Here is a 24,440-nt window from a genome sequence, read left to right on the forward strand (position 1 = left end):
TCTCCGTGGGACAAGCATGAGGGGAGAAAGGCTGTGAGTAAAAAACAGGAACCGGGCGCGGCGGTTCGGGCAACGATACGTGATGTCGCCAGCGCCGCTAAAACGGGTAAAACCAGCGTTTCACGTTATCTCAACGGTGAACAACACCTGCTGTCCGATTCGCTGAAAGAGCGCATCGGGCGGGCGATCTCCCTGCTCGATTATCAGCCGAGCCAGATGGCGCGCAGCCTGAAAAGCGGCCAGACGCGTCTTATCGGGCTGATCCTCGCTGATATTACCAATCCCTATTCTGTCGATGTGATGCGCGGCGTTGAAGCTGCCTGCCGTCAGGAAGGGCTGACGCTGCTGGTGTGCAACACCAACAACGAGCTGGATCAGGAAAAGCATTACCTGCAACTGCTCAGCAGTTATCGCGTGGATGGCATTGTGGTGAACGCCGTGGGCATGCGCGAAGCGGCGATTTCCACGCTGCAACAGGCCAATTTACCGATGGTGCTGATTGACCGCAAAGTGGCGAATTTCGCCTGCGACGTCATCGGCCTGAAAAACGTCGAAGCCACACAGATGATGACCGATCACCTCGTAAAGCAGGGTTTCGAAGCACTGCTTTTCGTCAGCGAACCCGCCACCGTCAATACCCGTTTCGACCGCCTGCGCACGTTCCTGCAACGGATGCAGCAATCCCCGCAACTGACGGGCGAACAGGGTGAGATTGAGCTGTATAACACCGAAGGGCTGGACAATTTGCTGCGCGATTTTGTCGCGCGACACGCGGATAAACACAAAGCGGTGATGTGCGTGAATGGCGCACTGACGTTACAGGTCGCGCGCGCCATGCAGCGGCTGAATCTCCGCTGGGGGCCGGACATCGGTTTATCCGGTTTCGATGAACTGGTGTGGGCCGATCTGGCGGGCGTCGGCATTACCACCCTCAAACAACCCACTTACGACATGGGCGTGGCGGCGCTCAGACAACTGGTGACCCGCATTCAGGGCAATACTGAGCCGGTTAAAGACCTGGAGTTCTCCGGCGAACTCATTGCGCGCGGTTCTACCGCAGCTCGCTGATCCCTTTTACTTCCCGATTTCCTGCCCGTTCTTCGTGAGCGGGATCATATTTTCGGGCTTTTGTTCTGTCGTCTGGAACCGGTTCCAATTAGGTTGTATAAAACGAAACAAAACGTTAACAACGGCACGACGTCTCATTTGCTTGACTAAAATGAGGTGTCGAAATGATTGCCTGCACCTTATTGGCAGCGCGCCCACACAGGAAAAACGTTCATGAAAAGAGAAATCGTCATTGTCACCGCCGCCTACGGCAACAGCGTGGTGAAAGACCTCGGTGGACAGGCTGAACTGCTTTCTGTCATTGCCGCGGCAAAAGCCGATGGCGTGGAAATCCGCCGTGAATTGTTCTCCCCGCAGGAGCTGGATACGTTACCGGCGCTGGCGGAAAAAATTCAGCATCACGGATTGTTTGCGGTTTACTCGGTGCCCTTCCCGCTGTTTTTGATGGGTGGCGAGCTTAATCCTGATGCACCACAATATTTTGAAGAGGCGCGCATTCTCAATGCCCGCACGATTAAGTTTTCACTCGGTGAATTTGAGCCGGGTCAGGATCTGACACCGCTGAAAGTGGTGCTGGCATCCAGCCCGGTGAAGCTGGTGGTGGAGAACGATCAGACCCCGGAATGCGGAATTCTGTCGCGCATCAATGCCTTCATGTTTGCTGCGGAATCCCTGCATTTGCCATTGAGTATGACTTTCGACATGGCCAACTGGCTGTGGGTCGGACAGGATCCGGCGATTGCCGCTGAGCGTCTGGCACGTCATGTCGGTTATGTCCATGTGAAAGCAGCGGAAAAACGTGCCGGTAAATGGCATGCCGTGGCGCTCGATAACAGCGATGGCAGCTGGGAACCCTTATTGAAAATGTTGCCTCAGGATGTTCCGCGCGGCATCGAATTCCCGCTTGAAGGGGATGATTTGATCGCCGTAACGCGCCATTACGTGGACGTTTTGCGCGGCTGATTTCGCGGCACCCTCACCGGTGCGGGGAAGGCTGAGGCATTATCAGGAGATACCGTTATGAACAAGTCCAGACTGGCCTCGCGCCGCTGGTGGTACATCATGCCAATCGTGTTCATCACTTACAGTCTGGCGTATGTCGACCGCTCAAACTTCAGTTTCGCGTCGGCGGCCGGTATCAATGATGATCTTCACATCACCAAAGGCATGTCCTCCCTGCTCGGTGCCCTGTTTTTCCTCGGCTACTTTTTCTTCCAGATCCCCGGCACGATTTATGCCGAACGGCGCAGCGTTAAGAAACTGATTTTCTGGTGTTTATTGCTGTGGGGCGGTTTTGCTTCGCTGACCGGCGTGGTGACGAATATCCCGATGCTGGCGGTGATCCGCTTTGCCCTCGGCGTGGTGGAAGCCGCTGTCATGCCCGCTATGCTGGTGTACATCAGCAACTGGTTTACGAAATCCGAACGCTCGCGCGCCAATACGTTTTTGATTTTGGGTAATCCGGTCACGGTGCTGTGGATGTCGGTGCTTTCCGGCTATCTGATCAAATCGTTTGGCTGGCGCGAAATGTTTATCTTTGAAGGCATTCCGGCGGTGATCTGGGCGATTATCTGGTGGTTCAGCGTCAAAGATAAACCCGAAGAAGTCAGCTGGCTGAGTGAGCAGGAGAAAAAAGCCCTGGCCGAACAGCTGGAAGAAGAACAGAAAGACATTCAGGCAGTCGGCGGTTACCGCGAAGCCTTCCGCTCGCGAAATGTGATTTTCCTCTGTCTGCAATATTTCTTCTGGAGCATCGGCGTGTATGGCTTTGTGCTCTGGCTGCCGTCTATTTTGCGTGATGGTAAGTCGATGGGCATGGTCGAAGCGGGCTGGTTGTCCTCGGCTCCTTATCTGGCAGCCACCATCGCGATGATTCTGGTGTCATGGGCATCAGACAAAATGCAAAACCGTAAGCTGTTTGTCTGGCCGCTGTTGCTGGTCGGCGCCCTGGCGTTCTTTGGATCCTGGGCCGCTGGCACAAACAATTTCTGGCTTTCGTACAGTTTACTGGTAGTCGCCGCTGCCGCAATGTATGCCCCGTATGGTCCGTTCTTTGCCATCATTCCTGAAATGCTGCCGAAGAATGTGTCCGGCGGCGCCATGGCCTTAATCAACAGCCTGGGTGCGCTGGGCTCGTTCTTTGGTTCCTGGTTTGTCGGCTATCTGAACGGCAGCACCGGAAGCCCGGCCGCCTCATTTATTTTTATGGCCGTCTCGCTGCTGCTTTCTGCGGGATTAACCCTGGTCGTCAGGCCACGAAAGGCCGCAATGAAACCGAAAGGGAAAGTTTCCTTAACCTGAAAATCTGAAAATACTCATTTAAAGAGTTGGAGTTTGTAATGAATAAGCCGTCAATTGTTCTGTACAAAAAACTGCCTGCCGATTTGCATCAACGTCTTGAAGAGCATTTTGCTATTACCGAATTCGATGGCATCACTGACAAAAACCGTGCGGAGGTTTTTGATGCTCTGCAAAACGCAGAAGGGCTGCTGGGTTCTGGCGGAAAAATCGATAAAGAGTTGTTCGACCATGCGCCACGCCTGCGTGGGGTTTCTACCATTTCCGTCGGCTACGATAACTTTGACGTGGCAGAACTGACCCGCCGCGAAATCCCGATGATGCACACACCGACGGCGCTGACCGATACCGTCGCTGATACCGTGATGGCACTGGTGCTATCTACCGCCCGCCGCGTGGTGAATGTGGCCGAGCGCGTAAAAGCCGGTGAGTGGAACGAAAACATTGGCGAAGACTGGTTCGGCATCGATGTTCACCACAAAACCATGGGTATCGTCGGCATGGGCCGTATCGGTCTGGCGCTGGCGCAACGTGCGCATTTCGGTTTCGACATGCCGATTTTGTATAACGCACGCAGCCAGCATAAAGAAGCGGAAGAGAAGTATGGCGCACGTAAATGCGAGCTGGACGAGTTGCTGAAAGAGTCTGATTTCGTCTGTATCTTGCTGCCAATGACCGAACAAACCTTCCATCTGATCGGTAAGGAAGAACTGGCGAAAATGAAATCCAGCGCGATTCTGGTCAGCGCAGGCCGTGGCCCGGTCATTGATGAACCGGCCCTGATCGAAGCACTGAAAGCCGGTACGATTTATGGCGCAGGCATGGACGTGTTCGAGACTGAGCCGCTGCCAAAAGATTCTCCGCTGCTGAGCCTGCCAAACGTGGTGGCGCTGCCGCATATCGGTTCCGCAACGCATGAAACCCGTTACGATATGGCGGCCTGTGCAGTGGATAACCTGATCGCCGCCCTGAAAGATGACGTGAAACAGTTCTGCGTGAATCCGGAAGTTCTGAAGAAGTAAGATTAAGAGTGGGCAAGACCGGTCCGGGCGTAATCCTGCGGCCGGTCTCCCGATTATTCTTCGAAGGGTCAGAGGTACCTCATCAATATCTCTCTGATTTTTCCGTCAGCTTTTCTTGCATATATTTCGTTGTTAAACGCATGAAGACTGTTTTTCAGTGACAGCGTCGGGACATCGTCGGGTGCCAGAAGCTTAAAGGACAGGCTGCCAGTAAAGGCCTTTCTTCCGGCGACCATCGACTTAAATTTGTTGAGCAATTCTTCTCCCCCCAGTTCACGGGCACGGACTTTCAATCCTTTAATAAGAGGGTCTTTCCAGGTTTGCTTGTCGTAATAAGGTAAACGTTTTTTCAGTGACAAATAGTCGGAAAGGCTTTGATCGCCCGACATCATGCCGGTCTTGCTGATACTGGTCAGATTTTTAAACGTCGTGCCGGGAATGGTTTGGGTAATAAAGATATGTACTTTTTTCTTCCCCGTACCGCGGGAAAAACCGTGGCACTGGAATATATTTTCGTCTTTCATGGTTGAATAATGACATTCAGAAAACAAATCATTATAAATTGACCCTGATAAGGATTCTTTGAGGTTTTTCAGCAATCGTTCAATACTTCCTTTTTCCCTGCACACCAGGACATAAGCTGAATTATTCGGTAAGCCACTGTCTTCTATCAACGAATTAATAATAAAAATCTGAGCGCAGGTTGTCACGGTATCAGAACTTAAATAGGCAAGATATAAGCTACAATTTTCCGGCAACGATAAGTTATAACCGTCCAGTAATTTAATGATTTCCTGTTTCGCTGATTTTTGTATATTGATAACTTCCTGCTCAGGCATGGGTAAATAACCCATCGATTTCTTAGCGAACCCAAGGTTCTGGACAATGATGTTTTCGAAGCACAGACTCAACAGGGCCGCTTTATAATCACGATCAGATGAAGCCGCATCCCGGGTGACATCCATTTCATCAATCAGAATAATGGTATTGCATGTTATTATTTCCAGCTGATAGAAAAGATCAGCCAGCACTGTCGATAATACATCGGGAGACAGGAGACTGTGGGGCGTCACAATAACCACCGGGTCATCATAATTCAATTTTTTATCCGGATTTAACACTTCCTTCCCCTGGATATTAATATATCTGGTTTTGGCATTTACCGTAATTAATGCCCCCTCAGACTGGGTGCTCCGCGCGATGTATTTTATTTTCTTTCCCAGCGCATAGTCTCCTCCGCCTGCCGTAAAGATATTCAGTATAAGTATGCTTCTTTTCATTTTATCAACCTGATTTATATATTCTTAAACATAATTATGCCAAGGGAGAAAAAATATCATAAGCCGTTTTTTATTACTCCGTCATTAAGCATAAAGGGATCCGTTCAGGGATATTCCAAAAAATACAGTGAATGATTTTCCGTATTCATCTTTTTTAATACTTCTCCGCGTCAAAACCCGCTGGTCCGATTGCACTGTTTTGCTGCAGGCGTTATGGTGGAAGACACATTTTGATAACATACAAAGTTTTCTATGACGTTTTCTGCTTTCGGTGACAAATTTACCCGTTTTTCAGGCATCACACGCCTGATGGGCGACATGAATGACGGTTTACGCACTCCCGGCGCAGTGATGCTGGGTGGCGGCAATCCGGCGCAAATTCCTGAGATGCAGGATTATTTCCAGACGCTGCTGATGGAAATGCTGGCTGCAGGCAAGCTGACCGAAGCGCTGTGCAATTACGACGGGCCGCAGGGCAAAGATGTGTTGCGTCATGCGCTGGCAGAGATGTTACAGAAAGAGCTCGGCTGGCAGCTTGACGCGCAAAACATCGCACTGACCAACGGCAGCCAGAGCGCCTTCTTCTATTTGTTCAACCTGTTCGCCGGACGCCGTGCCGACGGGAGTATGTCAAAAGTGTTGTTCCCGCTGGCACCGGAATACCTCGGTTATGCCGACGCCGGTCTGGACGAAAATCTGTTTGTTTCAGCCAAGCCAAACATCGAATTGCTGCCGGAAGGCCAGTTCAAGTATCACGTCGATTTCGATCATCTGAATATTACTGATGATATCGGCCTGATCTGCGTTTCCCGTCCGACCAACCCGACCGGCAACGTGATTACCGACGAAGAGCTGATCCGCCTCGATGCACTGGCACAGCAGAAAGATATTCCGTTACTTATCGATAACGCCTATGGCGTGCCGTTCCCCGGCATTGTGTTCACTGACGCGACGCCGTTATGGAACCCGAATATTATTCTGTGCATGAGTCTGTCGAAACTCGGCCTGCCGGGCTCACGCTGCGGCATCGTGATTGCCGATGAGAAAATCATCAAAGCGATCAGTAACATGAACGGCATTATCAGCCTGTCTCCGGGCAGCGTCGGACCGGCGATTGCCCATGAGATGATTGCGCGTGGCGATTTACTGCGCCTTTCAAACGAGGTCATCAAACCGTTCTATTTCCAGCGCGTGCAGGAAACTATCGCTACGCTGCGCCGTCATCTGCCGGAAGAACGTTGTCTGATCCACAAACCGGAAGGTGCGATTTTCCTGTGGCTGTGGTTCAAAGATTTGCCGATCACCACCGAAGTGCTGTATCAGCGCCTTAAACAGCGCGGTGTGCTGATGGTGCCGGGCGATTATTTCTTCCCGGGGCTGGAACATCCGTGGCCGCACACGCATCAATGTATGCGCATGAACTACGTGCCTGATGCGGATCAGATCGAGCGCGGCGTGAAGATTCTGGCGGAAGAAGTGGAAAAAGCGCACGCGGAAGGTTGAGAGTCGATTATCACTTATGAGTTTAGGTCTGGAAGAGGTGTTTAACCTTTTCCAGACCTTTTTTATAAGCGTAATCATTATTACTAAATAAAATAAATACTTACCCCACCTCTTTCTAATACACGCCTCATTTATTATTTCCTGATAACAAAAAATTTATTGCAGCCCTGGAGTTATTTTTCTTCTTAAAACCATTGATTAATGAGATAAAAAAGTAAAATAAACAAAAACTTAATTGAACTTTAAGTATATTAATATAAAAAACCTGTAGTGTATAAATCAATCTTTTAATGTGATTTGTTCTCACGCCTCAATCTTAAACCATATAAAAATCATATTTATGTTCAAGAAATTATCAAACTTTATATCCAGAACAGATGGCGAGAGCCATAGTTTCAGTCAGGCTCAATATGCGCAGAAAAATAACTGGATGAGCAATAATCCAAGAAATCTGCCCGGTGCCTGGATTGGCAGTTTTACTGATCCGAGGACTAACCAAACAATGTATGGCTTACAGGGAGCATGCCTTGGGTTATCCGCCGCTTATCTGATCAAAGGACAGAACTGGAGCACGTTTAAACAATATCTGGATACCCCGGAATGCCACAGACTCACGCTTGGCATTATGAACTATCAGGAACAATATGGTGATGTAATACAGGCACAAAACCGGGCAGCGGCGCTTGCAAAAATGCAAATCCCTGTGAAACAGAATAAATCATTATTTAGCCGGTTTACTCATAAAAAAAAGGCAGAAGTGCCAAAAAATATAACCTACCTCTCTTCCTCAGAGGCCTTCAATCACATTGTAAAAGTTCAAGGTGGGATTAACTTTATCGATATAGTGCGTTTAAAACCCATTGAAAATACCATGGAAAGAATAGATGTTCTGATGGCACATATTGCTTCTAACTTTAAATACAGAATAAACATGCACCGTCCTGGTGGCGGACATGCTGTGGCTATTACAACCGGAAGGAAAAGGATAAAATTCTTCGATCCTAATCAGGGAGAGTTTTCATATCCCGATACGGCGGAAGGACGTGAATACTTTAAGGTCGCTCTGGCTTTACTCTTAGAAGACCGTTATCCAAGGTATAAAGAATTGTCAATTTCCCGTTATACCTGCTAAAGAGAATGATTTTCTTTCTGTACCTTGTAAAACAGTGCCTTCTGAAAGGAAGCACTAACAGAATAAACCTTGTTCAGCATGATATTCCAGAGTAGGTTTTCGGTGCTAATCAGGATTTTGTGTTTTCAACGCCTGGCATAAACATTTCACATTAGCCAGCTCCTGACAATCTGCTGGAGATTTCAGTTCAGGGAAGGAAGCGTAATAAATTGATATTATAAAGTTATGTTATCAAGAAAAATATCATAACCACATTTGTAATTTATATAGACAAAACAAGACATTAAGAAAATCACATCACTATAGGCATATCCTTAATTTATCATTAAGCACTTCGCTTATGAAAAAACCTTAGTATGAAACTCTACTTTTTCGTAAGAAACTCAATCATAAATTAACTCTTAGAAAAATCGCCCATGCCTATAGAAAATAAATTAGCGCTATTTGCCTCTCAAACTCATGGTCAATACTCTCCTTTTGATCAAGATTCTTATATGCGGAAAAATCGCTGGGTAAGCGATAACCCCAGAAACCTGGCAGGAGCCTGGATTGGTAGCTTCCGACTTCCGTGGATGAATAAAGAATTATATGGTTTACGAGGTGTGTGCCTTGGCCTGTCTGCGGCCTATCTGGTTAAAGGACATAACTGGAGCACATTCAAACAATATCTTGATTCCCCTGAGTGCCATCGGCTCACACTGGGCATCATGAATTATCAGGAACGATATGGTGAGATCAGTCTGGCGAGAAAGGTTGCGGCTGAACAGGCAAAATCCCAGGCAACGGCACAAAATGGCGCATCAGCAGTCAGCAATCCCAAAAAGATAGCTGTACCCAAACAGATAGAATACGTCACTACTGCAGATGCTATTAAGTTGTTGGTAAAGGTTCAGGGAAATATTAACTTTATCAGCAGAATTGAACTGTCACCGGTTGAAGACGTTGAGGAAAGAATCGAAGCCTTAATGAAACAGATTGATTCGAACTTTGGCTACCAGTTAAGCATCAGAGGCGGGGGCAGCGGACATTCAGTAAGTCTCACCACCGGGCAAAAAAGGATAAAGTTTTTTGATTCTAATTTCGGTGAAATATCCTACCCCGACACAGAAGTCGGGCGGGAGTCATTTAAATCTTATCTTTGCTTTATATTTAATGAGGTTTATAAGAAATTCAACATAATAATTATCTCTCGTTTTACTTACTGATTAAGATAATACTCCCCTCGTCATACGCTGTTTTATGTTCCCCCTTACCGGGGGAACATAAACAGATCACGTCTTAAGCCGACGTATTTTCCAGCGCAGATTTTTCAGTACCAATCGCAATTTTCTGCGGCTGCAACGCTTCCGGAACATCTCGTACCAGACTGATATGCAGCAGGCCATTGGTAAATTCAGCTGCCGATACGTGCATATGCTCTGCCAGAGTAAAGCTCAGGGTGAAAGGCTTGATCACTAATCCCTGATGCAGATATTCCACTTTTGTTTCCGGCTGAGCAGGCGTACCGCTGACGGTTAAACGCGGCCCTTCGACCTCAATATTCAGCTCGCTCTGCTGGAAACCGGCCAGCGCCAGTGAAATGCGATAATGATTGTCGTCAGACTTTTCAATATTGTACGGAGGAAAAGCCTGATCCGCGCCCTGCATTGAACTGGCTAATTTATCGAAACCAATCCACTGACGCAGTAATGGGGAAATATCGTAATTACGCATGGTATAACTCCTTCTTAGAAGCGAGATTTAACATTCCGTCATCCTGTCTGGATATGACGGCGCAGCTCCCTGACGGCGAGCCTAAACTTTTTCATTTTCTGGCGGTCAATAACGATGGCCGCCTGAGACTTAGTGCCGGTACTTATTGCCGACACCTATTGCCGACAAATCAGCGGATTTCGATACGCCGCGGTTTGGACGTTTCAGGAACGATGCGTTCCAGATCGATATACAGCAAACCGTTCGACAAATTGGCGGCTTTTATTTGGATATGTTCCGCCAGCTGGAATTTGCGTTCGAAATTACGTTCAGCGATGCCCTGATATAAATAAGTGCGGTCGGTTTCAGTCGGTGCATGTGCGCCTTTCACCACCAGCATGTTGTCATGGGCCGTGATGTCCAGCTCTGACTCGGCAAAACCTGCGACCGCGATAGCAATCCGGTAATGGTTTTCGTCAACCAGCTCGACATTATATGGGGGATAGCCGCCACCCTGATTCTGACCCGATTCGATAAGATTAAATAAACGGTCAAAACCAATGGCAGAACGGTATAACGGGGATAAATCAAAATTACGCATGCCCACTTCTCCTGATATTCAGCGAGTATTTTTAAATAGCCTTCCATTCGGACAGGCCAGCGTCGCAGTGATGACAGGAGAACCCTTCCGGCGTTCCTCCTCCTGCGTCGTACAGTAAAAATGGAGACGAAAGGGATTTTTTCAAGCCGGTAAAAACAAAAAAATTTGGCTGTTGTTTATATGCTGACAGCCAAAATACATGACAGGTCAGGGCGAAAAGCCAGGGTGAGCAGGCAGTTTCCTGCAAGATTTCAAATAGTAATTACACTTAATGGGATCGCAGCCACAGAGCTACAGCTTGCTTTGTTAATTTTTTGTGCTGAGTGGTATAAGTCACTTTGACTTAAAAGCTCAGCCTGACAGCATAAGATGAGTTCTAAAATGATGAAATTTGCACTGACGCCGCTGATGACAGGATGTGTTTTTTTAGCGACGAGCGGTTGTTCCAGCGTGATGAGCCATACCGGGGGAGACACCGGATATTATTCAGGCGCACGTGCTGATGTGAATATGATGAAAAGCGATGATACCAGCTGGGCGATGACGCCTCTGCTGCTCATTGATTTACCGTTCAGCGCCCTGCTGGATACGGTATTACTGCCTTATGATTATTACCGCAGCGGAAAAGTGACGACGCGCGATCGCGTCAGAGCGAGTGAAGAACACAATATTGCGCTGAGCAACGGCGTGGATATTGACCACGTTCCGCCAATGACCACCACCGATCGCGGACATAAGTCTTCGGCACATAGAAAATAAGCGTAAAAAAACCGGCCAACATGATGAGATCGTTTCAAACCCTGGCCGGTTTACTCTATGAGCTACTGAGCGTCGGTAACAAAAATCTGAGCGAATTCCCCGCACTGGCGCATAAACGCCACTTTGCCGCCATCCGGTGAATACACTACTGCATCGGCGCAAGGCACAATCTGCGTTCTCTGCGTTAACCGCTGCATTTCTCCGCTTTTAACAGCAAGACGCATCACGCTGTTATCACAGACCAGTGCCAGCGATTTTCCGTCCGGGCTCCAGCTGAACGCCGACTGAATGCCGTTGTCAGAATGGCTGATCTGCACCGGTTCACCACCGTTGGGTGACACCGTCCAGACCTGAACCACATCGTTTTTATCCTTCATCAGAAACGCAATCTGTGCGCCATCCGCTGACGCGCGCAGCCAGTGACGTGGTTGCAGGGCAATACCCTTTTCAGTGAACGTGATACGTCTTTGCTTCACGCCAGACGGTGGCGCAGGCAATGTTTCCGGCGTGCCTTGCAAAGGTTTATCACCCGCCTGACGATAATCCGTATCGTTCTCAGGTAAATCCACCACGAAGATTTCCGGATGCTTTTCGCCATCAGCAGAAAGGGTATCGCCGATAAAGGCCAGCGCCCAGCGCTGCCGGGAACCGTCGGCTTTTACATAGCCTTCCTGCCCGATCCAGCCTTCTTCATAAGCGCGGTTGATATCATTGCTGGCCGGCTGAGGAGCAGGCGTTGTTTCGCTGACCAGTACGCTGTAATGGCTGCCATCGTATTCACGAGGGTGATGCTTTGGCGGCGTAACGGGATAGCCGGAAAGGGCGATACCGACATTGCGCAGGTCGCGAGCCGGATCCAGTTCATGCAAAACATGGTCGTTATAGGTAAAACTCAGACGCGAACCGTCCGGACTGAAAACGTGGACGTGCGTGCCGCCGCGCAGGGCGCCGGCGGTATAAGGCGCGGTGATATCCATCGCATCCAGCGTGACCGCCTTTTCGCACGCGGGGTCAGACACGATAACGCCGCGGCGATGGTGAAAATCGTACTGCCAGCTGGCATCCGGATTTTCCGGGCCATGAATAAATGCATAACGGGCGGGAAGGTCGGGGCTGACCGTTACCACACCCACGTGTGCGCCATCTTGCGCCTGATAAACCACTTCCGCTTCACCGGTTTCGACATTCACCCGCTCAATGGTTGAGCCGGTGAAAGAACCGCCATGCGGACGCACGTCGTACACCAGCCACTGGCTGTCCGGCGTCCAGACATTAATGTTAGTCAGCTGATGCCCGCGGGCATCAGAAGTTAATTGTTTTTCCATGGCTGCGAGGTTCCTTTCTGCCAACTCAGTCGTTCAGAACAAACTTCTCGACCGCAAATGCCACACCGTCTTCGGTGTTGGTTTTGGTGACGAACTGGCTGACGGCTTTCACGCTGTCCAGCGCATTGCCCATCGCGACACCGATTCCGGCGTATTCCAGCATAGCGATGTCGTTTTCCTGGTCGCCCAGCGTCATTACACTCTCGCGCGCGATACCCAGTTTTTCCGCCAGCACTTTCACGCCTTCGCCTTTATTGACGCGTTTATCCAGAATTTCGAGGAAGTACGGCGAACTTTTCATGATGGTGTAGCGTTCTTTGGCTTCGGCCGGAAGCTGACTGATGGCGCGATCCAGCAGTTCAGGATCATCAATCATCATCACTTTCGGGAAGGTCAGTGCCGGATCCATTTCGTCTGCCGGGCAGAATTGCAACGGAATGCCGGTGGTGAAGGATTCATGCACGCTGTATTTGCTGATAAAGCGGTTGGCGGTAAACAGGTCAGTCTTAGTCAGTGCATGGAAATGCACACCCAGCTCGCGCGCCAGCTGTTCAAAGTAGTGATAATCTTCAATCCTGAGGGATACTTCGGCAATCACGCTGCCATCTTTGGCATTATGTACCAGCGCACCGTTGTTGGTGATGCAGTAACAACCGTCCTGCTGCAAATCCAGTTCCATCAGGTAACGCTGCACGCCGACGAACGGGCGGCCGGTCGCCAGAACGATTTGCACACCTTTCGCCCGTGCTTCTGACAACGCTTTTTTAACGGCAGGCGTCACTTCATGCTGCGGATTGAGCAACGTCCCGTCCATATCAATTGCAATTAATTCAATAGCCATAGCATCCTCAGAGTTTAAGAAATCTTCCTCAATGCTATCGCGATTACCCGCTGTAAAGCCAGCCGGAAAGCGGGTTCGCACAGACGAAAAAAAGTCCGAAGCGGTTTCCCGGTTCGGACTCTGTATCAGCTCATACCTTGATCAGATATCGATTATCAGATATCGATGTTGGCAGCTTTCAGCGCGTTCTCTTCGATGAAGGCGCGGCGCGGTTCAACCGCATCGCCCATCAGCGTGGTGAACAACTGGTCAGCGGCAATGGCATCTTTCACGGTCACACGTAACATGCGACGTTGCTCAGGATCCATGGTGGTTTCCCACAGCTGATCAGGGTTCATTTCGCCCAGACCTTTATATCGCTGAATCGACAGACCACGACGGGACTCTTTCACCAGCCATTCCAGCGCCTGTTCGAAGCTGGTCACTGGCTGACGGCGTTCGCCACGTTCGATGTAAGCATCTTCTTCGATCAGGCCGCGCAGCTGTTCGCCCAGCGCACAGATTTTGCGGTATTCGCCGCCCTGAATGAAGTCTGCATCCAGATCGTAATCCGTATCGACACCGTGCGTACGAATACGCAGAACCGGTTCGAACAGCTGATGTTCGCGGTTTTCACGCACGATCGCGCTGTAAGAACTGCCGTGCTGCTCTTTCTCGTTGAGGCGCGCTACCAGCGATTCCATCCAGGCCTGAACTTTCGCCTGATCAGTCAGATCCGCACCCGGCAGGGTTGGCTGATAGATCAGGTTGTTCAGCAGCGCACGCGGATAACGACGTTCCATACGGCCAATCATTTTCTGCACGCTGTGATGTTCAGCCACCAGTTTCTCCAGCGGTTCACCCGCCAGGGCCGGTGCATGGGCGTTGGCGTGTAACGTTGCCCCGTCCATGGCGATGGAAATCTGATACTGATCCATCGCTTCGTCGTCTTTAATATACTGTTCCTGCTTGCCTTTTTTCACTTTGTACAACGGCGGCTGTGCGATGAACACGTGGCCACGTTCTACAATTTCAGGCATCTGACGGTAGAAGAAGGTCAGCAGCAGGGTACGGATGTGTGAACCATCGACGTCGGCATCGGTCATGATGATGATGCTGTGATAGCGCAGTTTGTCCGGGTTGTATTCGTCACGGCCAATGCCGCAACCGAGTGCGGTAATCAGCGTGGCCACTTCCTGAGAAGAGAGCATTTTGTCGAAGCGCGCTTTCTCAACGTTGAGGATTTTACCTTTCAACGGCAGAATCGCCTGGTTCTTACGGTTACGGCCTTGTTTTGCAGAGCCGCCCGCTGAGTCCCCTTCCACTAAGTACAGTTCGGAGTGAGCCGGGTCGCGTTCCTGACAGTCCGCCAGTTTGCCTGGCAAGCCAGCCAGGTCCAGCGCGCCTTTACGACGGGTCATTTCACGGGCTTTACGTGCTGCTTCACGGGCACGCGCTGCGTCGATGATTTTACCAACAACGATTTTGGCGTCTGACGGGTTTTCCATCAGGTAATCCACCAGCTTCTCGTTCATCAGCGTTTCAACGGCCGTTTTCACTTCGGAAGAAACCAGTTTGTCTTTGGTCTGAGAAGAGAACTTAGGATCCGGAACCTTCACCGACACCACAGCAATCAGGCCTTCACGGGCATCGTCACCGGTGGCGCTGATTTTAGATTTCTTGCTGTAGCCTTCTTTATCCATATACGCGTTCAGGGTACGGGTCATCGCCGAACGGAAACCGGCTAAGTGAGTCCCGCCATCGCGCTGTGGAATGTTGTTGGTGAAGCAGTAAATGTTTTCCTGGAAACCATCGTTCCACTGCAACGCCACTTCAACGCCAATGTCATCTTTTACCGTGGAGAAATAGAACACGGTCGGATGGATTGGGGTTTTGTTTTTGTTCAGATATTCCACGAAAGCTTTGATGCCGCCTTCATAATGGAAGTGATCGTTTTTACCATCACGCTTGTCCAGCAGGCGGATAGCCACGCCGGAGTTCAGGAATGACAGTTCGCGCAGGCGTTTCGCCAGAATGTCATACTCGAATTCGGTGTGATTGGTGAAGGTGTTGAAGCTTGGCCAGAAACGTACCGTGGTACCGGTCACGTCAGTATCGCCAATCACTTTCAGCGGATCCTGAGGCTCACCGTGCACGTAAGTCTGAGTATGGACTTTGCCTTCGCGGCGGATAACCAGTTCCAGTTTTTCCGACAGGGCGTTAACGACGGAAACACCCACGCCATGCAGACCACCGGAAACTTTATACGAGTTATCGTCAAATTTACCGCCGGCATGAAGAACGGTCATGATGACCTGAGCAGCAGAAACGCCCTCTTCTTCATGAATACCGGTCGGAATGCCACGACCATCATCCTGTACGGAAACAGAGTTATCCGCATGGATCGTGACCTGAATCTCTTTACAGTGGCCCGCGAGGGCTTCGTCGATAGCGTTGTCCACAACCTCGAATACCATGTGGTGCAGACCAGTGCCGTCATCGGTATCGCCGATATACATGCCGGGGCGCTTACGCACCGCGTCCAGCCCTTTTAATACCTTGATACTTGAGGAGTCATAAGAATTCGACATCAACGTTTCTCGCTCATTTTTAGTCCTGTGATAGAACGGCTATTTTACCTTGTTCCACGCGGAACATCTTGCCCTTTTCACCCATCATGTCGGTCACTTGCTCAGCGCTTATCGCACTGACAAAAACCTGTGCCTGGGTGGCTTTCAGGCGATCGGCCAGCAACCGACGTCGGTCGGCGTCCAGCTCAGAGGCAAAATCGTCAAGAAGATACAGGCAACGCCGCCCGCTCTGTCGGGTGAGAAACTCACCCTGCGCCAGTCTCAGCGCACACATCAGTAGCTTCAGCTGTCCACGGGACAGTAAATCTTCCACCGGCGTGCCGTCGGCACGAATGCGGAAATCCGCTTTATGCGGGCCTGATGCGGTATAGGTTAAGGCTCTGTCGCGCTCAAAATTACGCTCCAGCAACTCGCCGTACTCAGTTTCCTTGTCCCATCCACGCTGGAAAGAAAAACTGAGGGCGAATTCAGGCAGGAATTGTGCGCAGGTCGCGCTGATATCAGCCGCGATCGCGTCGCTGTACGCTGCCCGCCATTCGCTAATACGCTCGGCTAACGGGATCAGTTCCTGATCCCAGGCACGAATTTGCGCATAACGACTCACCTGGCGCAGCGCGGCGTTGCGCTGCTTGAGTAACCGTCGCAGGTTGCTCCAGGCGATAAAAAAACCGGGGTCGTGATGAAAACAACCCCAGTCAATAAATGCCCGTCGGTACTTCGGCCCGCCGTTGAGCAGGGTGAAGCCTTCGGGTGTGATCAGTTGCATCGGCAGCATTTGTGCCAGTTCAGACACTTTATGACCGTCAGTGCCATCAATGCGCACTTTGCTGTCGCCCTGGCGGCTTTTGCTCAGGCCAATCGACAGCTCACGATCGCCGCCGTCATCTACACGGGCGTGAAGAACAAACTCCGGCTGATCGTGACGGATAACGCGTCCGGCCTGCAAACTGCGAAAAGCGCGGCCATGCCCCAGCGTATAGACCGCTTCGAGCACGCTGGTTTTACCGCTGCCATTGGGACCGACCAGAAAGTTAAAACCGGGCGACGGATCTAAATCCGCCGCCTCGATGTTGCGGAAATCTTTTATCAGTAAGCGCGTTAAGGCCATCTAAACCAATTCCAGGGCGTCTTCGTCGCGGTCAGTTTGCGTGCGGACAGCGCACAACAAGCGGAGCGTACTCAAGTACGTGAGCATTGCGAGCACTGCCCAATCGCAAAATGACAAGTAAGATAGCCCGATCAGAGCCTCATTGGCATAACGACGTACGCGGCCGACTGGCTCGCAGCGTCTTCGATCTGCACGCTGGAAACAGAGTCTGTCAGCAGCAGATTAACGTCTTCGCACTTGAGCGCATTCAGCACATCGAGCACGTAACTGACGTTAAAGCCGATTTCCATTTCGGTGCCTTCGTAGCCGACATCCAGAATTTCTTCCGCTTCTTCCTGTTCAGGGTTATTCGCGGTGATTTTCAGCTGGTTATGGCTGACATACAAACGCACGCCACGGAATTTTTCATTGGACAGGATGGCTGCACGGGCAAATGCCTGTTTCAGCAAATCGCACCCGGCCTGCAGCGTTTTGTCCGGATTTTTCGGCAATACGCGGCGATAGTCAGGGAAACGACCGTCAACCAGTTTGGACGTAAAGATAAAGTCGCCGACGTGAGCACGGATATTGTTGCTGCCGATTTGCAGCTGCAATGTGGTGTCACCGCCGTCAAGCAGACGCACCAGTTCCATCACGCCTTTACGCGGTACGATGACTGAATGCGAAGGCAGAGACTGGCCGATTGGCATAGAACATACGGCCAGACGGTGACCGTCGGTCGCAACAGTACGCAATTCTTCACCTTCGGTTTCGAACAGCATGCCGTTTAAATAATAACGAACGTCCTGATGCGCCATAGAAAACTGCGTGGCTTCGATCAGACGTTTCAACGTGGCCTGCGGCAGGGTGAATTCTACTTCGCTTTGCCAGTCGTCGAGATTAGGGAAATCTGTCGCCGGTAAGGTCGACAGCGAGAAACGGCTGCGGCCTGATTTTACCAGCATGCGATCGCCGTCGAGTGCGACGGAAATTTCCGCGCCTTCGGGCAATCCACGGCAGATATCAAAGAATTTACGCGCCGGTACCGTGGTGGCACCCGCTTCATGTGGCTGAGACAGCGCGACTTTCGCCACCATCTCCATTTCCAAATCCGTCCCGGTCAGCGACAACGCGCCATCCGTCACCTGTAATAACAGGTTACCCAGAATAGGCAACGTCGGTCGTCCACCCAGCGGGCTACTGACCTGTTGCAGTGGTTTCAGCAAATGCTCACGTTCAACAATAAATTTCATAGCGCTAGGAAGATAATGTTCTGATTAAGTTGGAGAAATCTTCTTTGATGTCGTGACTTTCTTCACGCAACTGCTCGATTTTACGGCAGGCGTGCAACACCGTGGTATGGTCCCGACCACCGAACGCATCGCCGATTTCTGGCAGGCTGTGGTTGGTCAGCTCTTTCGCCAGCGCCATCGCCATCTGGCGTGGGCGGGCTACCGAACGGGAGCGCCGTTTGGAAAGCAGGTCAGCGACCTTGATTTTATAATATTCGGCCACTGTTTTCTGAATATTATCGATAGTGACCAGCTTCTCCTGAAGCGCTAACAAATCGCGCAACGCTTCACGAACGAAGTCGATGGTAATCGCACGGCCGGTAAAGTTGGCATTGGCGATCACACGGTTCAGTGCGCCTTCAAGCTCACGCACATTAGAACGCAGACGTTTAGCAATAAAGAAGGCGACTTCGCCTGGCAGACGGATATCGTTCTCGTCGGCCTTTTTCATCAGGATCGCCACGCGGGTTTCTAATTCTGGCGGCTCGATCGCCACCGTCAGGCCCCAGCCGAAACGCGATTTCAGACGATCTTCAACACCATTGATCTCTTTGGGATAACGATCCGAGGTCAGGATGATCTGCTGATTGCCTTCCAGCAGGGCATTAAAGGTGTGGAAGAACTCTTCCTGGGAACGTTCTTTATTAGCAAAGAATTGGATGTCATCGATGAGCAACGCATCGACAGAACGGTAGTAGCGTTTGAACTCTTCAATGGCATTGTTTTGCAGGGCTTTTACCATGTCCTGCACGAAGCGCTCGGAGTGCATGTACACCACTTTGGCATTGGCTTTACGCGCCATGATGCCGTTACCGACCGCATGCAATAAGTGGGTTTTACCCAGACCGGTGCCACCATAAAGGAAGAGCGGGTTGTAGGCACCGCCCGGATTGTCCGCCACCTGACGCGCCGCCGCGCGGGCCAGCTGGTTAGACTTACCTTCAACGAAGTTATCAAAAGTGTGTTTTGGATTGACGTTCGAGCGGTATGAAAGCTCGGGCTGAACAGGCGAACTGTCCCAGCTCGGACGTGAAGGCGCCAGTCGCGGAATAGCGGGCGCAGTCTGAGAACTGACGCTGGCCGCAACGGGTTGACTGACGCGCTGAATCATGGGTTTGCTGCCGACTTCAAAACGCAGCAACGGCGCATCCGCCCCGCAGAAATCGTTGAGCAAGCCGTTAATATTGTTTAAGTATTTGTCACGAACCCAATCAAGGACAAAACGATTCGGGGCGTAAAGCGCCAGCGTATTGTCGTTGAGTTCCGCCTGCAGGGGGCGTATCCACATACTGAATTCTGTGGCAGGTAGTTCATCCTGCAAACGGGCAAGACATTGCTGCCAAAGCGAAAGTGACACGGCGGACTCCACTCGAACAAGTATCAAAAAAGAAAAGGATCAGGATATTTTTTAAATCATGATTTTTGGCACACGTCCCGCCTGCCTGTATAAGGGGATGGGGGAAATTTCTCTCACCACCCTGTCAGTGGCGTAAAGTCACGTGCGAACCGCTTTTTACGGTTTGTGTCGAAAGCTACCCAGCCGGGATCGCGATCGGAATGGCGGATCATAACGCAATCCGACACAGAGATCCTCCCCTTCCTGACAGTTTAGATCCTTTTTATCCACAGGCAGCGGTCGGCAAGTGGGTAAGCTTAGCCGATCCTTTTTAAAATAGGCGATGTAATCATCACTGTGGTGAAAAAATAGGAGTCCGCTGAGCTAAATTTCATCACATTGCGAGAAAGATCTCCGCCCTGTGGATAAGGATCAGGCGAGGATCCTTGCGATTTACGGCAGAGTCCGTATAATCTTCAGCCCTACGTGTGAAGCCTGTGTTCCTGATGGTCATAACCAGATGGATATTGCGGTGTGACCACGGGCAATTCTGGTAAACACTTGAACCATTTCTGGCAATGTAAATTGACTCAGGACTGTACAGTTATTACAATCCCGCTTCTTTATATGTTGCGACAAAGGCACCGGTCTTTTTTTTGCCGAAATGTCTTCGCGTTTACTGATCAGTAATAATTTAAGTTTAGGTAGAAATCGCCATGAAACGCACTTTCCAACCGTCCGTATTGAAGCGCAACCGTAGCCACGGCTTCCGTGCTCGTATGGCCACCAAAAATGGTCGTCAGGTTCTGGCTCGCCGTCGTGCGAAAGGCCGTACCCGTCTGTCAGCTTCTAAGTAATAAAAGCTAACCTATTTAGTGGTTAAGCTCGCTTTTCCCAGGGAGTTACGTTTGTTAACTCCCCGTCATTTCACTTTCGTCTTCCAGCAGCCACAACGGGCTGGCACGCCGCAAATCACTATACTCGGCCGCCTGAACGAGCTGGGGCATCCCCGCATCGGTCTCACCGTCGCAAAAAAACACGTCAAACGCGCACATGAACGCAATCGGATTAAACGCCTAACCCGCGAAAGTTTCCGGTTGAATCAGCATACGCTGCCGTCGATGGATTTTGTGGTGGTCGCCAAGAAGGGTGTCGCCGATTTAGATAATCGCGCGCTGACGGAAGCGTTGGAGAAATTATGGCGTCGACATTGCCGACAGGCTCCCGCATCCTGATAAAGCTGATACGTGGTTATCAGTTATTCATCAGTCCGTTGCTCGGGCCACATTGCCGCTTTCGACCAACCTGCTCTCAATACGGTATTGAAGCAATTGGTCGTTTTGGCATGTTAAAAGGCAGTTGGTTGACTTTGAAACGCGTATTAAAATGCCATCCTTTGAACCCAGGTGGTGATGACCCCGTACCGCCGAAAACCGACAATAACAGAGAACTCTAACGATGGATTCGCAACGCAATCTTTTCCTCATCGCTCTGCTGTTCGTGTCTTTCATGATCTGGCAGGCATGGCAAACGGACCACGCTCCGCAACCGGCCAACCAGACCACGCAACAGACTGCGAACACTGCAAACGGTGATGCTGCTAACCAGGCTGTTCCTGGTAGCGGACAGGGCAAATTAATTACAGTTAACAGTGATGTGCTGTCATTAACAATCAACACCCGTGGTGGCGACATTGAGCAGGCTCTGCTGAAGGCTTACCCGACGACTTTGGGCTCTGACCAGCCTTTCCAGTTACTGGAAACCACTCCTAATTTCATCTATCAGGCACAAAGCGGTCTGACAGGTAAAAACGGTCCTGATAATCCGGCTAACGGTGAACGTCCTCTGTTCCAGACCAGCTCGGATACCTTCACGATGTCTGAAGGCCAGTCTGAACTGCGCATTCCGATGACTTACACGGCGGCAAACGGTGCGATTTACACCAAAACCTTCGTGATCAAACGTGGCTCTTACGCGGTGAGTGTTGAATACAATATCAACAACACCACAGCAGCTCCGCTTGAACTGACTCTGTTCGGTCAGCTGAAACAAACCACCGAATTGCCTAAGCACCGTGACACCGGCAGCAATAACTTTGCTCTGCACACGTTCCGCGGCGCGGCATACTCCTCAAGTGATGACAAATATCAGAAGTACGCGTTCGATAAGAGCGAAGTGCTGAATGTCACCACTCAGGGCGGTTGGGTTGCGATGCTGCAGCAGTACTTTGCGACTGCATGGATCCCGTCAGCGAAAGACACCAATACTTTCTTTACCAGCACCAACAATGGCATTTCTTCGATTGGTTTCAAAGGCACGCCGTTTACCGTTGCACCAGGCGCACAACAACAAGTGGCTTCCACTCTGTGGGTTGGCCCGGAAATTCAGGACAAGATGGCGGCAATCGCGCCTCACCTTGATCTGACTGTTGACTACGGTTGGTTATGGTTCATCTCTCAGCCACTGTTCAAACTGTTGAAATTCATTCAAGGGTTCGTCGGTAACTGGGGCTTCTCGATCATCGTAATCACCTTTATTGTCCGCGGTATCATGTATCCACTGACCCGCGCTCAGTACACGTCGATGGCGAAAATGCGTATGCTGCAGCCAAAACTGGCCGCCATGCGTGAACGTATCGGTGATGACAAACAGCGCATGAGTCAGGAAATGATGGCGCTGTATAAGTCTGAGAAAGTGAACCCGCTGGGTGGTTGTCTGCCGCTGGTTATTCAGATGCCAATCTTCCTGGCACTGTATTACATGCTTTCTGGTTCCATTGAATTGCGCCACGCGCCATTCATCCTGTGGATCCATGACCTGTCAGCGCAAGACCCGTACTACATTCTGCCGGTTCTGATGGGTATCACGATGTTCTTCATTCAGAAGATGTCGCCGACCACCGTCACCGACCCGATGCAGCAGAAGATCATGACCTTCATGCCGGTCATCTTCACCGTGTTCTTCCTGTGGTTCCCGTCCGGTCTGGTGGTGTATTACATCGTCAGTAACCTGGTAACCATTCTCCAGCAGCAGCTGATTTATCGCGGGCTGGAAAAACGTGGCCTGCACAGCCGCGACAAGAAAAAGTCATAAGTGAATGTCAGGGCGGCTTTCGTCCTGACCGCTAAACTTGATGATAAAAGACAAAGGCGGTCATTTGACCGCCTTTTGCATATCCGTAAAAAGACCAACAGAGATCATTGCTATGAGCACCTCAGATACCATTATTGCCCAGGCAACCCCACCCGGCCGCGGTGGTGTGGGCATTTTGCGCATTTCCGGCCGTGCGGCGCGTGATGTGGCACAGGCTGTCTTAGGTAAACTGCCCAAGCCGCGTTATGCCGATTATCTGCCGTTTCAGGATGCAGACGGCAGCACGCTGGATCAGGGCATCGCGCTGTGGTTTCCGGGCCCGAACTCTTTCACCGGTGAAGACGTGCTTGAGCTGCAAGGCCACGGCGGCCCTGTGATCCTGGATTTGCTGCTTAAACGCATTATCGCGCTAGAAAACGTGCGCATTGCGCGTCCGGGCGAATTCTCTGAGCGTGCTTTCCTCAACGATAAGCTCGATCTGGCACAGGCAGAGGCGATTGCCGATCTTATCGACGCCAGTTCCGAGCAAGCCGCACGTTCTGCGGTTAACTCCTTACAGGGCGCATTCTCTCACCGTATTCATCATCTGGTGGAAGCACTCACTCACCTGCGGATCTTTGTTGAAGCCGCTATCGACTTCCCGGATGAAGAGATCGACTTCCTGTCTGACGGCAAAATCGAAGCCAAACTCAATACAGTGATGGGCGATCTGGATGCGGTACGTGCTGAAGCACGTCAGGGCAGCTTGCTGCGCGAAGGGATGAAAGTGGTGATTGCCGGGCGTCCGAACGCCGGTAAATCCAGCCTGCTGAACGCGCTGGCCGGACGTGAAGCGGCGATCGTTACCGATATCGCGGGCACTACGCGTGACGTTTTGCGCGAACACATCCACCTCGACGGTATGCCGCTGCATATCATCGACACCGCAGGTTTACGAGAAGCCAGCGATGAAGTTGAGCGTATTGGTATCGAACGTGCATGGAATGAGATCGAACAGGCTGACTTAGTGCTGTTTATGGTTGATGGCACGACAACCGCTGCGACCGAGCCCGCGGAAATCTGGCCAGAGTTTATGGCCCGCCTGCCAGCGTCTTTACCGATTGTCGTTGTGCGCAATAAAGCCGATATCACCGGCGAAGCACTGGGGCAAACAGAAGTGGATGGTCACTCACTTATTCGCCTTTCCGCCCGTACCGGCGATGGCGTTGATCTGCTGCGTGACCATCTGAAACAGGTCATGGGCTTTAATCACAATATGGAAGGTGGATTCCTCGCCCGTCGCCGTCATCTGCACGCACTGGAAGACGCCGCACAGCATCTGGTTCAGGGTAAAGACCAGCTGCTTGGCGCCCGGGCCGGTGAATTACTGGCAGAAGAACTGCGCATGGCGCAGCAGTCGCTGAGCGAAATCACCGGCGAATTTACTTCGGATGACTTGCTGGGGCGCATCTTCTCCAGCTTCTGTATCGGTAAGTAATCCGACATTTGCATCAAACAAAACCCACATTGCAAAATGTGGGTTTTTTATTGTATTCAAAGTA

22 protein-coding genes are annotated in these 24,440 nt (G+C 50.8%); 13 read left to right on the forward strand and 9 right to left on the reverse strand.

Annotated features, from left to right (window positions below):
• Positions 1-33 precede the first annotated feature (33 nt).
• The 4 genes from ACM615_RS00505 to ghrB all read left to right on the forward strand — a co-directional run bounded on the left by ACM615_RS00505 (position 34) and on the right by ghrB (position 4,388).
• Positions 34-1,068, forward strand: coding sequence for a LacI family DNA-binding transcriptional regulator (locus tag ACM615_RS00505; RefSeq protein ID WP_431011265.1), 1,035 nt, complete (start codon positions 34-36; stop codon positions 1,066-1,068).
• Between the two features lie 213 nt (positions 1,069-1,281).
• The gene (locus ACM615_RS00510; protein WP_431011266.1) at positions 1,282-2,031 is read left to right on the forward strand and encodes a sugar phosphate isomerase/epimerase family protein; all 750 of its coding nucleotides are present in this window, start codon (positions 1,282-1,284) and stop codon (positions 2,029-2,031) included.
• Between the two features lie 57 nt (positions 2,032-2,088).
• Entirely contained in the window at positions 2,089-3,369 is a 1,281-nt protein-coding gene (locus tag ACM615_RS00515) for an MFS transporter (RefSeq protein WP_431011267.1), read from the forward strand.
• A 38-nt stretch (positions 3,370-3,407) separates the two neighbouring features.
• Positions 3,408-4,388: a glyoxylate/hydroxypyruvate reductase GhrB gene (ghrB, locus tag ACM615_RS00520; RefSeq protein WP_431011268.1), complete on the forward strand. Its 981-nt coding sequence runs from the start codon at positions 3,408-3,410 to the stop codon at positions 4,386-4,388.
• 68 nt (positions 4,389-4,456) lie between these two features.
• Here the strand turns inward: ghrB and ACM615_RS00525 are convergent, their stop codons facing one another.
• Entirely contained in the window at positions 4,457-5,668 is a 1,212-nt protein-coding gene (locus tag ACM615_RS00525) for a hypothetical protein (RefSeq protein ID WP_431011269.1), read from the reverse strand.
• Positions 5,669-5,920: 252 nt separating this feature from the next.
• On the opposite strand from ACM615_RS00525, the gene ACM615_RS00530 reads away from it, so the two are divergent.
• From ACM615_RS00530 to ACM615_RS00540, 3 genes are all read left to right on the forward strand, one after another.
• Positions 5,921-7,171, forward strand: coding sequence for a valine--pyruvate transaminase (locus tag ACM615_RS00530; protein ID WP_431011270.1), 1,251 nt, complete (start codon positions 5,921-5,923; stop codon positions 7,169-7,171).
• Between the two features lie 340 nt (positions 7,172-7,511).
• Positions 7,512-8,303, forward strand: coding sequence for a YopT-type cysteine protease domain-containing protein (locus tag ACM615_RS00535; RefSeq protein ID WP_431011271.1), 792 nt, complete (start codon positions 7,512-7,514; stop codon positions 8,301-8,303).
• 416 nt (positions 8,304-8,719) lie between these two features.
• Positions 8,720-9,508, forward strand: a complete 789-nt coding sequence (locus tag ACM615_RS00540; protein ID WP_431011272.1) for a YopT-type cysteine protease domain-containing protein — start codon at positions 8,720-8,722, stop codon at positions 9,506-9,508.
• A gap of 73 nt (positions 9,509-9,581) precedes the next feature.
• Here ACM615_RS00540 and ibpB read toward each other — a convergent pair whose 3' ends face one another.
• Together ibpB and ibpA are read right to left on the reverse strand one after the other, a co-directional pair.
• On the reverse strand, positions 9,582-10,016 hold the full coding sequence (ibpB, locus tag ACM615_RS00545) for a small heat shock chaperone IbpB (RefSeq protein ID WP_431011273.1): 435 nt from the start codon (positions 10,014-10,016) through the stop codon (positions 9,582-9,584).
• A 169-nt stretch (positions 10,017-10,185) separates the two neighbouring features.
• Positions 10,186-10,596 carry a small heat shock chaperone IbpA gene (ibpA, locus tag ACM615_RS00550; RefSeq protein ID WP_112287226.1) on the reverse strand — a complete coding sequence of 137 codons (411 nt, stop codon included), beginning with the start codon at positions 10,594-10,596 and terminating at the stop codon, positions 10,186-10,188.
• Between the two features lie 381 nt (positions 10,597-10,977).
• Here ibpA and ACM615_RS00555 point away from each other — a divergent pair, with 381 nt between their 5' ends.
• Entirely contained in the window at positions 10,978-11,355 is a 378-nt protein-coding gene (locus tag ACM615_RS00555; RefSeq protein ID WP_113876947.1) for a YceK/YidQ family lipoprotein, read from the forward strand.
• A gap of 62 nt (positions 11,356-11,417) precedes the next feature.
• Here ACM615_RS00555 and ACM615_RS00560 read toward each other — a convergent pair whose 3' ends face one another.
• The 6 genes from ACM615_RS00560 to dnaA all read right to left on the reverse strand — a co-directional run bounded on the left by ACM615_RS00560 (position 11,418) and on the right by dnaA (position 19,827).
• Positions 11,418-12,680, reverse strand: coding sequence for a DUF3748 domain-containing protein (locus tag ACM615_RS00560; protein ID WP_431011274.1), 1,263 nt, complete (start codon positions 12,678-12,680; stop codon positions 11,418-11,420).
• A gap of 25 nt (positions 12,681-12,705) precedes the next feature.
• Positions 12,706-13,521, reverse strand: a complete 816-nt coding sequence (gene yidA, locus ACM615_RS00565; RefSeq protein WP_112287224.1) for a sugar-phosphatase — start codon at positions 13,519-13,521, stop codon at positions 12,706-12,708.
• A gap of 155 nt (positions 13,522-13,676) precedes the next feature.
• Positions 13,677-16,091 carry a DNA topoisomerase (ATP-hydrolyzing) subunit B gene (gene gyrB / locus ACM615_RS00570; RefSeq protein ID WP_112287223.1) on the reverse strand — a complete coding sequence of 805 codons (2,415 nt, stop codon included), beginning with the start codon at positions 16,089-16,091 and terminating at the stop codon, positions 13,677-13,679.
• 19 nt (positions 16,092-16,110) lie between these two features.
• Positions 16,111-17,199: a DNA replication/repair protein RecF gene (recF, locus tag ACM615_RS00575; protein WP_113876820.1), complete on the reverse strand. Its 1,089-nt coding sequence runs from the start codon at positions 17,197-17,199 to the stop codon at positions 16,111-16,113.
• Positions 17,200-17,330: 131 nt separating this feature from the next.
• On the reverse strand, positions 17,331-18,431 hold the full coding sequence (gene dnaN, locus ACM615_RS00580) for a DNA polymerase III subunit beta (RefSeq protein ID WP_013573353.1): 1,101 nt from the start codon (positions 18,429-18,431) through the stop codon (positions 17,331-17,333).
• 4 nt (positions 18,432-18,435) lie between these two features.
• Complete coding sequence (gene dnaA / locus ACM615_RS00585) at positions 18,436-19,827, reverse strand: chromosomal replication initiator protein DnaA (RefSeq protein ID WP_112287221.1); 1,392 nt, start codon at positions 19,825-19,827, stop codon at positions 18,436-18,438.
• 695 nt (positions 19,828-20,522) lie between these two features.
• Between dnaA and rpmH the strand changes: the two genes are divergently transcribed.
• The 5 genes from rpmH (at position 20,523) to mnmE (ending at position 24,376) form a co-directional block, all read left to right on the forward strand.
• A complete protein-coding gene (gene rpmH, locus ACM615_RS00590; RefSeq protein WP_009637487.1) occupies positions 20,523-20,663 on the forward strand; it encodes a 50S ribosomal protein L34 in 141 nt (46 codons plus the stop codon).
• A gap of 18 nt (positions 20,664-20,681) precedes the next feature.
• Complete coding sequence (rnpA, locus tag ACM615_RS00595) at positions 20,682-21,041, forward strand: ribonuclease P protein component (protein WP_071823635.1); 360 nt, start codon at positions 20,682-20,684, stop codon at positions 21,039-21,041.
• On the forward strand, positions 21,005-21,262 hold the full coding sequence (gene yidD / locus ACM615_RS00600) for a membrane protein insertion efficiency factor YidD (RefSeq protein ID WP_112287219.1): 258 nt from the start codon (positions 21,005-21,007) through the stop codon (positions 21,260-21,262). The genes rnpA and yidD overlap by 37 nt, the downstream gene beginning before the upstream one ends.
• Before the next feature lie 2 nt (positions 21,263-21,264).
• Positions 21,265-22,899: a membrane protein insertase YidC gene (gene yidC / locus ACM615_RS00605; protein ID WP_129637777.1), complete on the forward strand. Its 1,635-nt coding sequence runs from the start codon at positions 21,265-21,267 to the stop codon at positions 22,897-22,899.
• A gap of 112 nt (positions 22,900-23,011) precedes the next feature.
• Positions 23,012-24,376, forward strand: a complete 1,365-nt coding sequence (mnmE, locus tag ACM615_RS00610; RefSeq protein WP_431011275.1) for a tRNA uridine-5-carboxymethylaminomethyl(34) synthesis GTPase MnmE — start codon at positions 23,012-23,014, stop codon at positions 24,374-24,376.
• The last annotated feature ends 64 nt before the right edge of the window (positions 24,377-24,440 follow it).

It is taken from the genome of Rahnella sp. PAMC25617, assembly GCF_050606005.1.
Classification (GTDB): Bacteria; Pseudomonadota; Gammaproteobacteria; order Enterobacterales; family Enterobacteriaceae; genus Rahnella; species Rahnella variigena.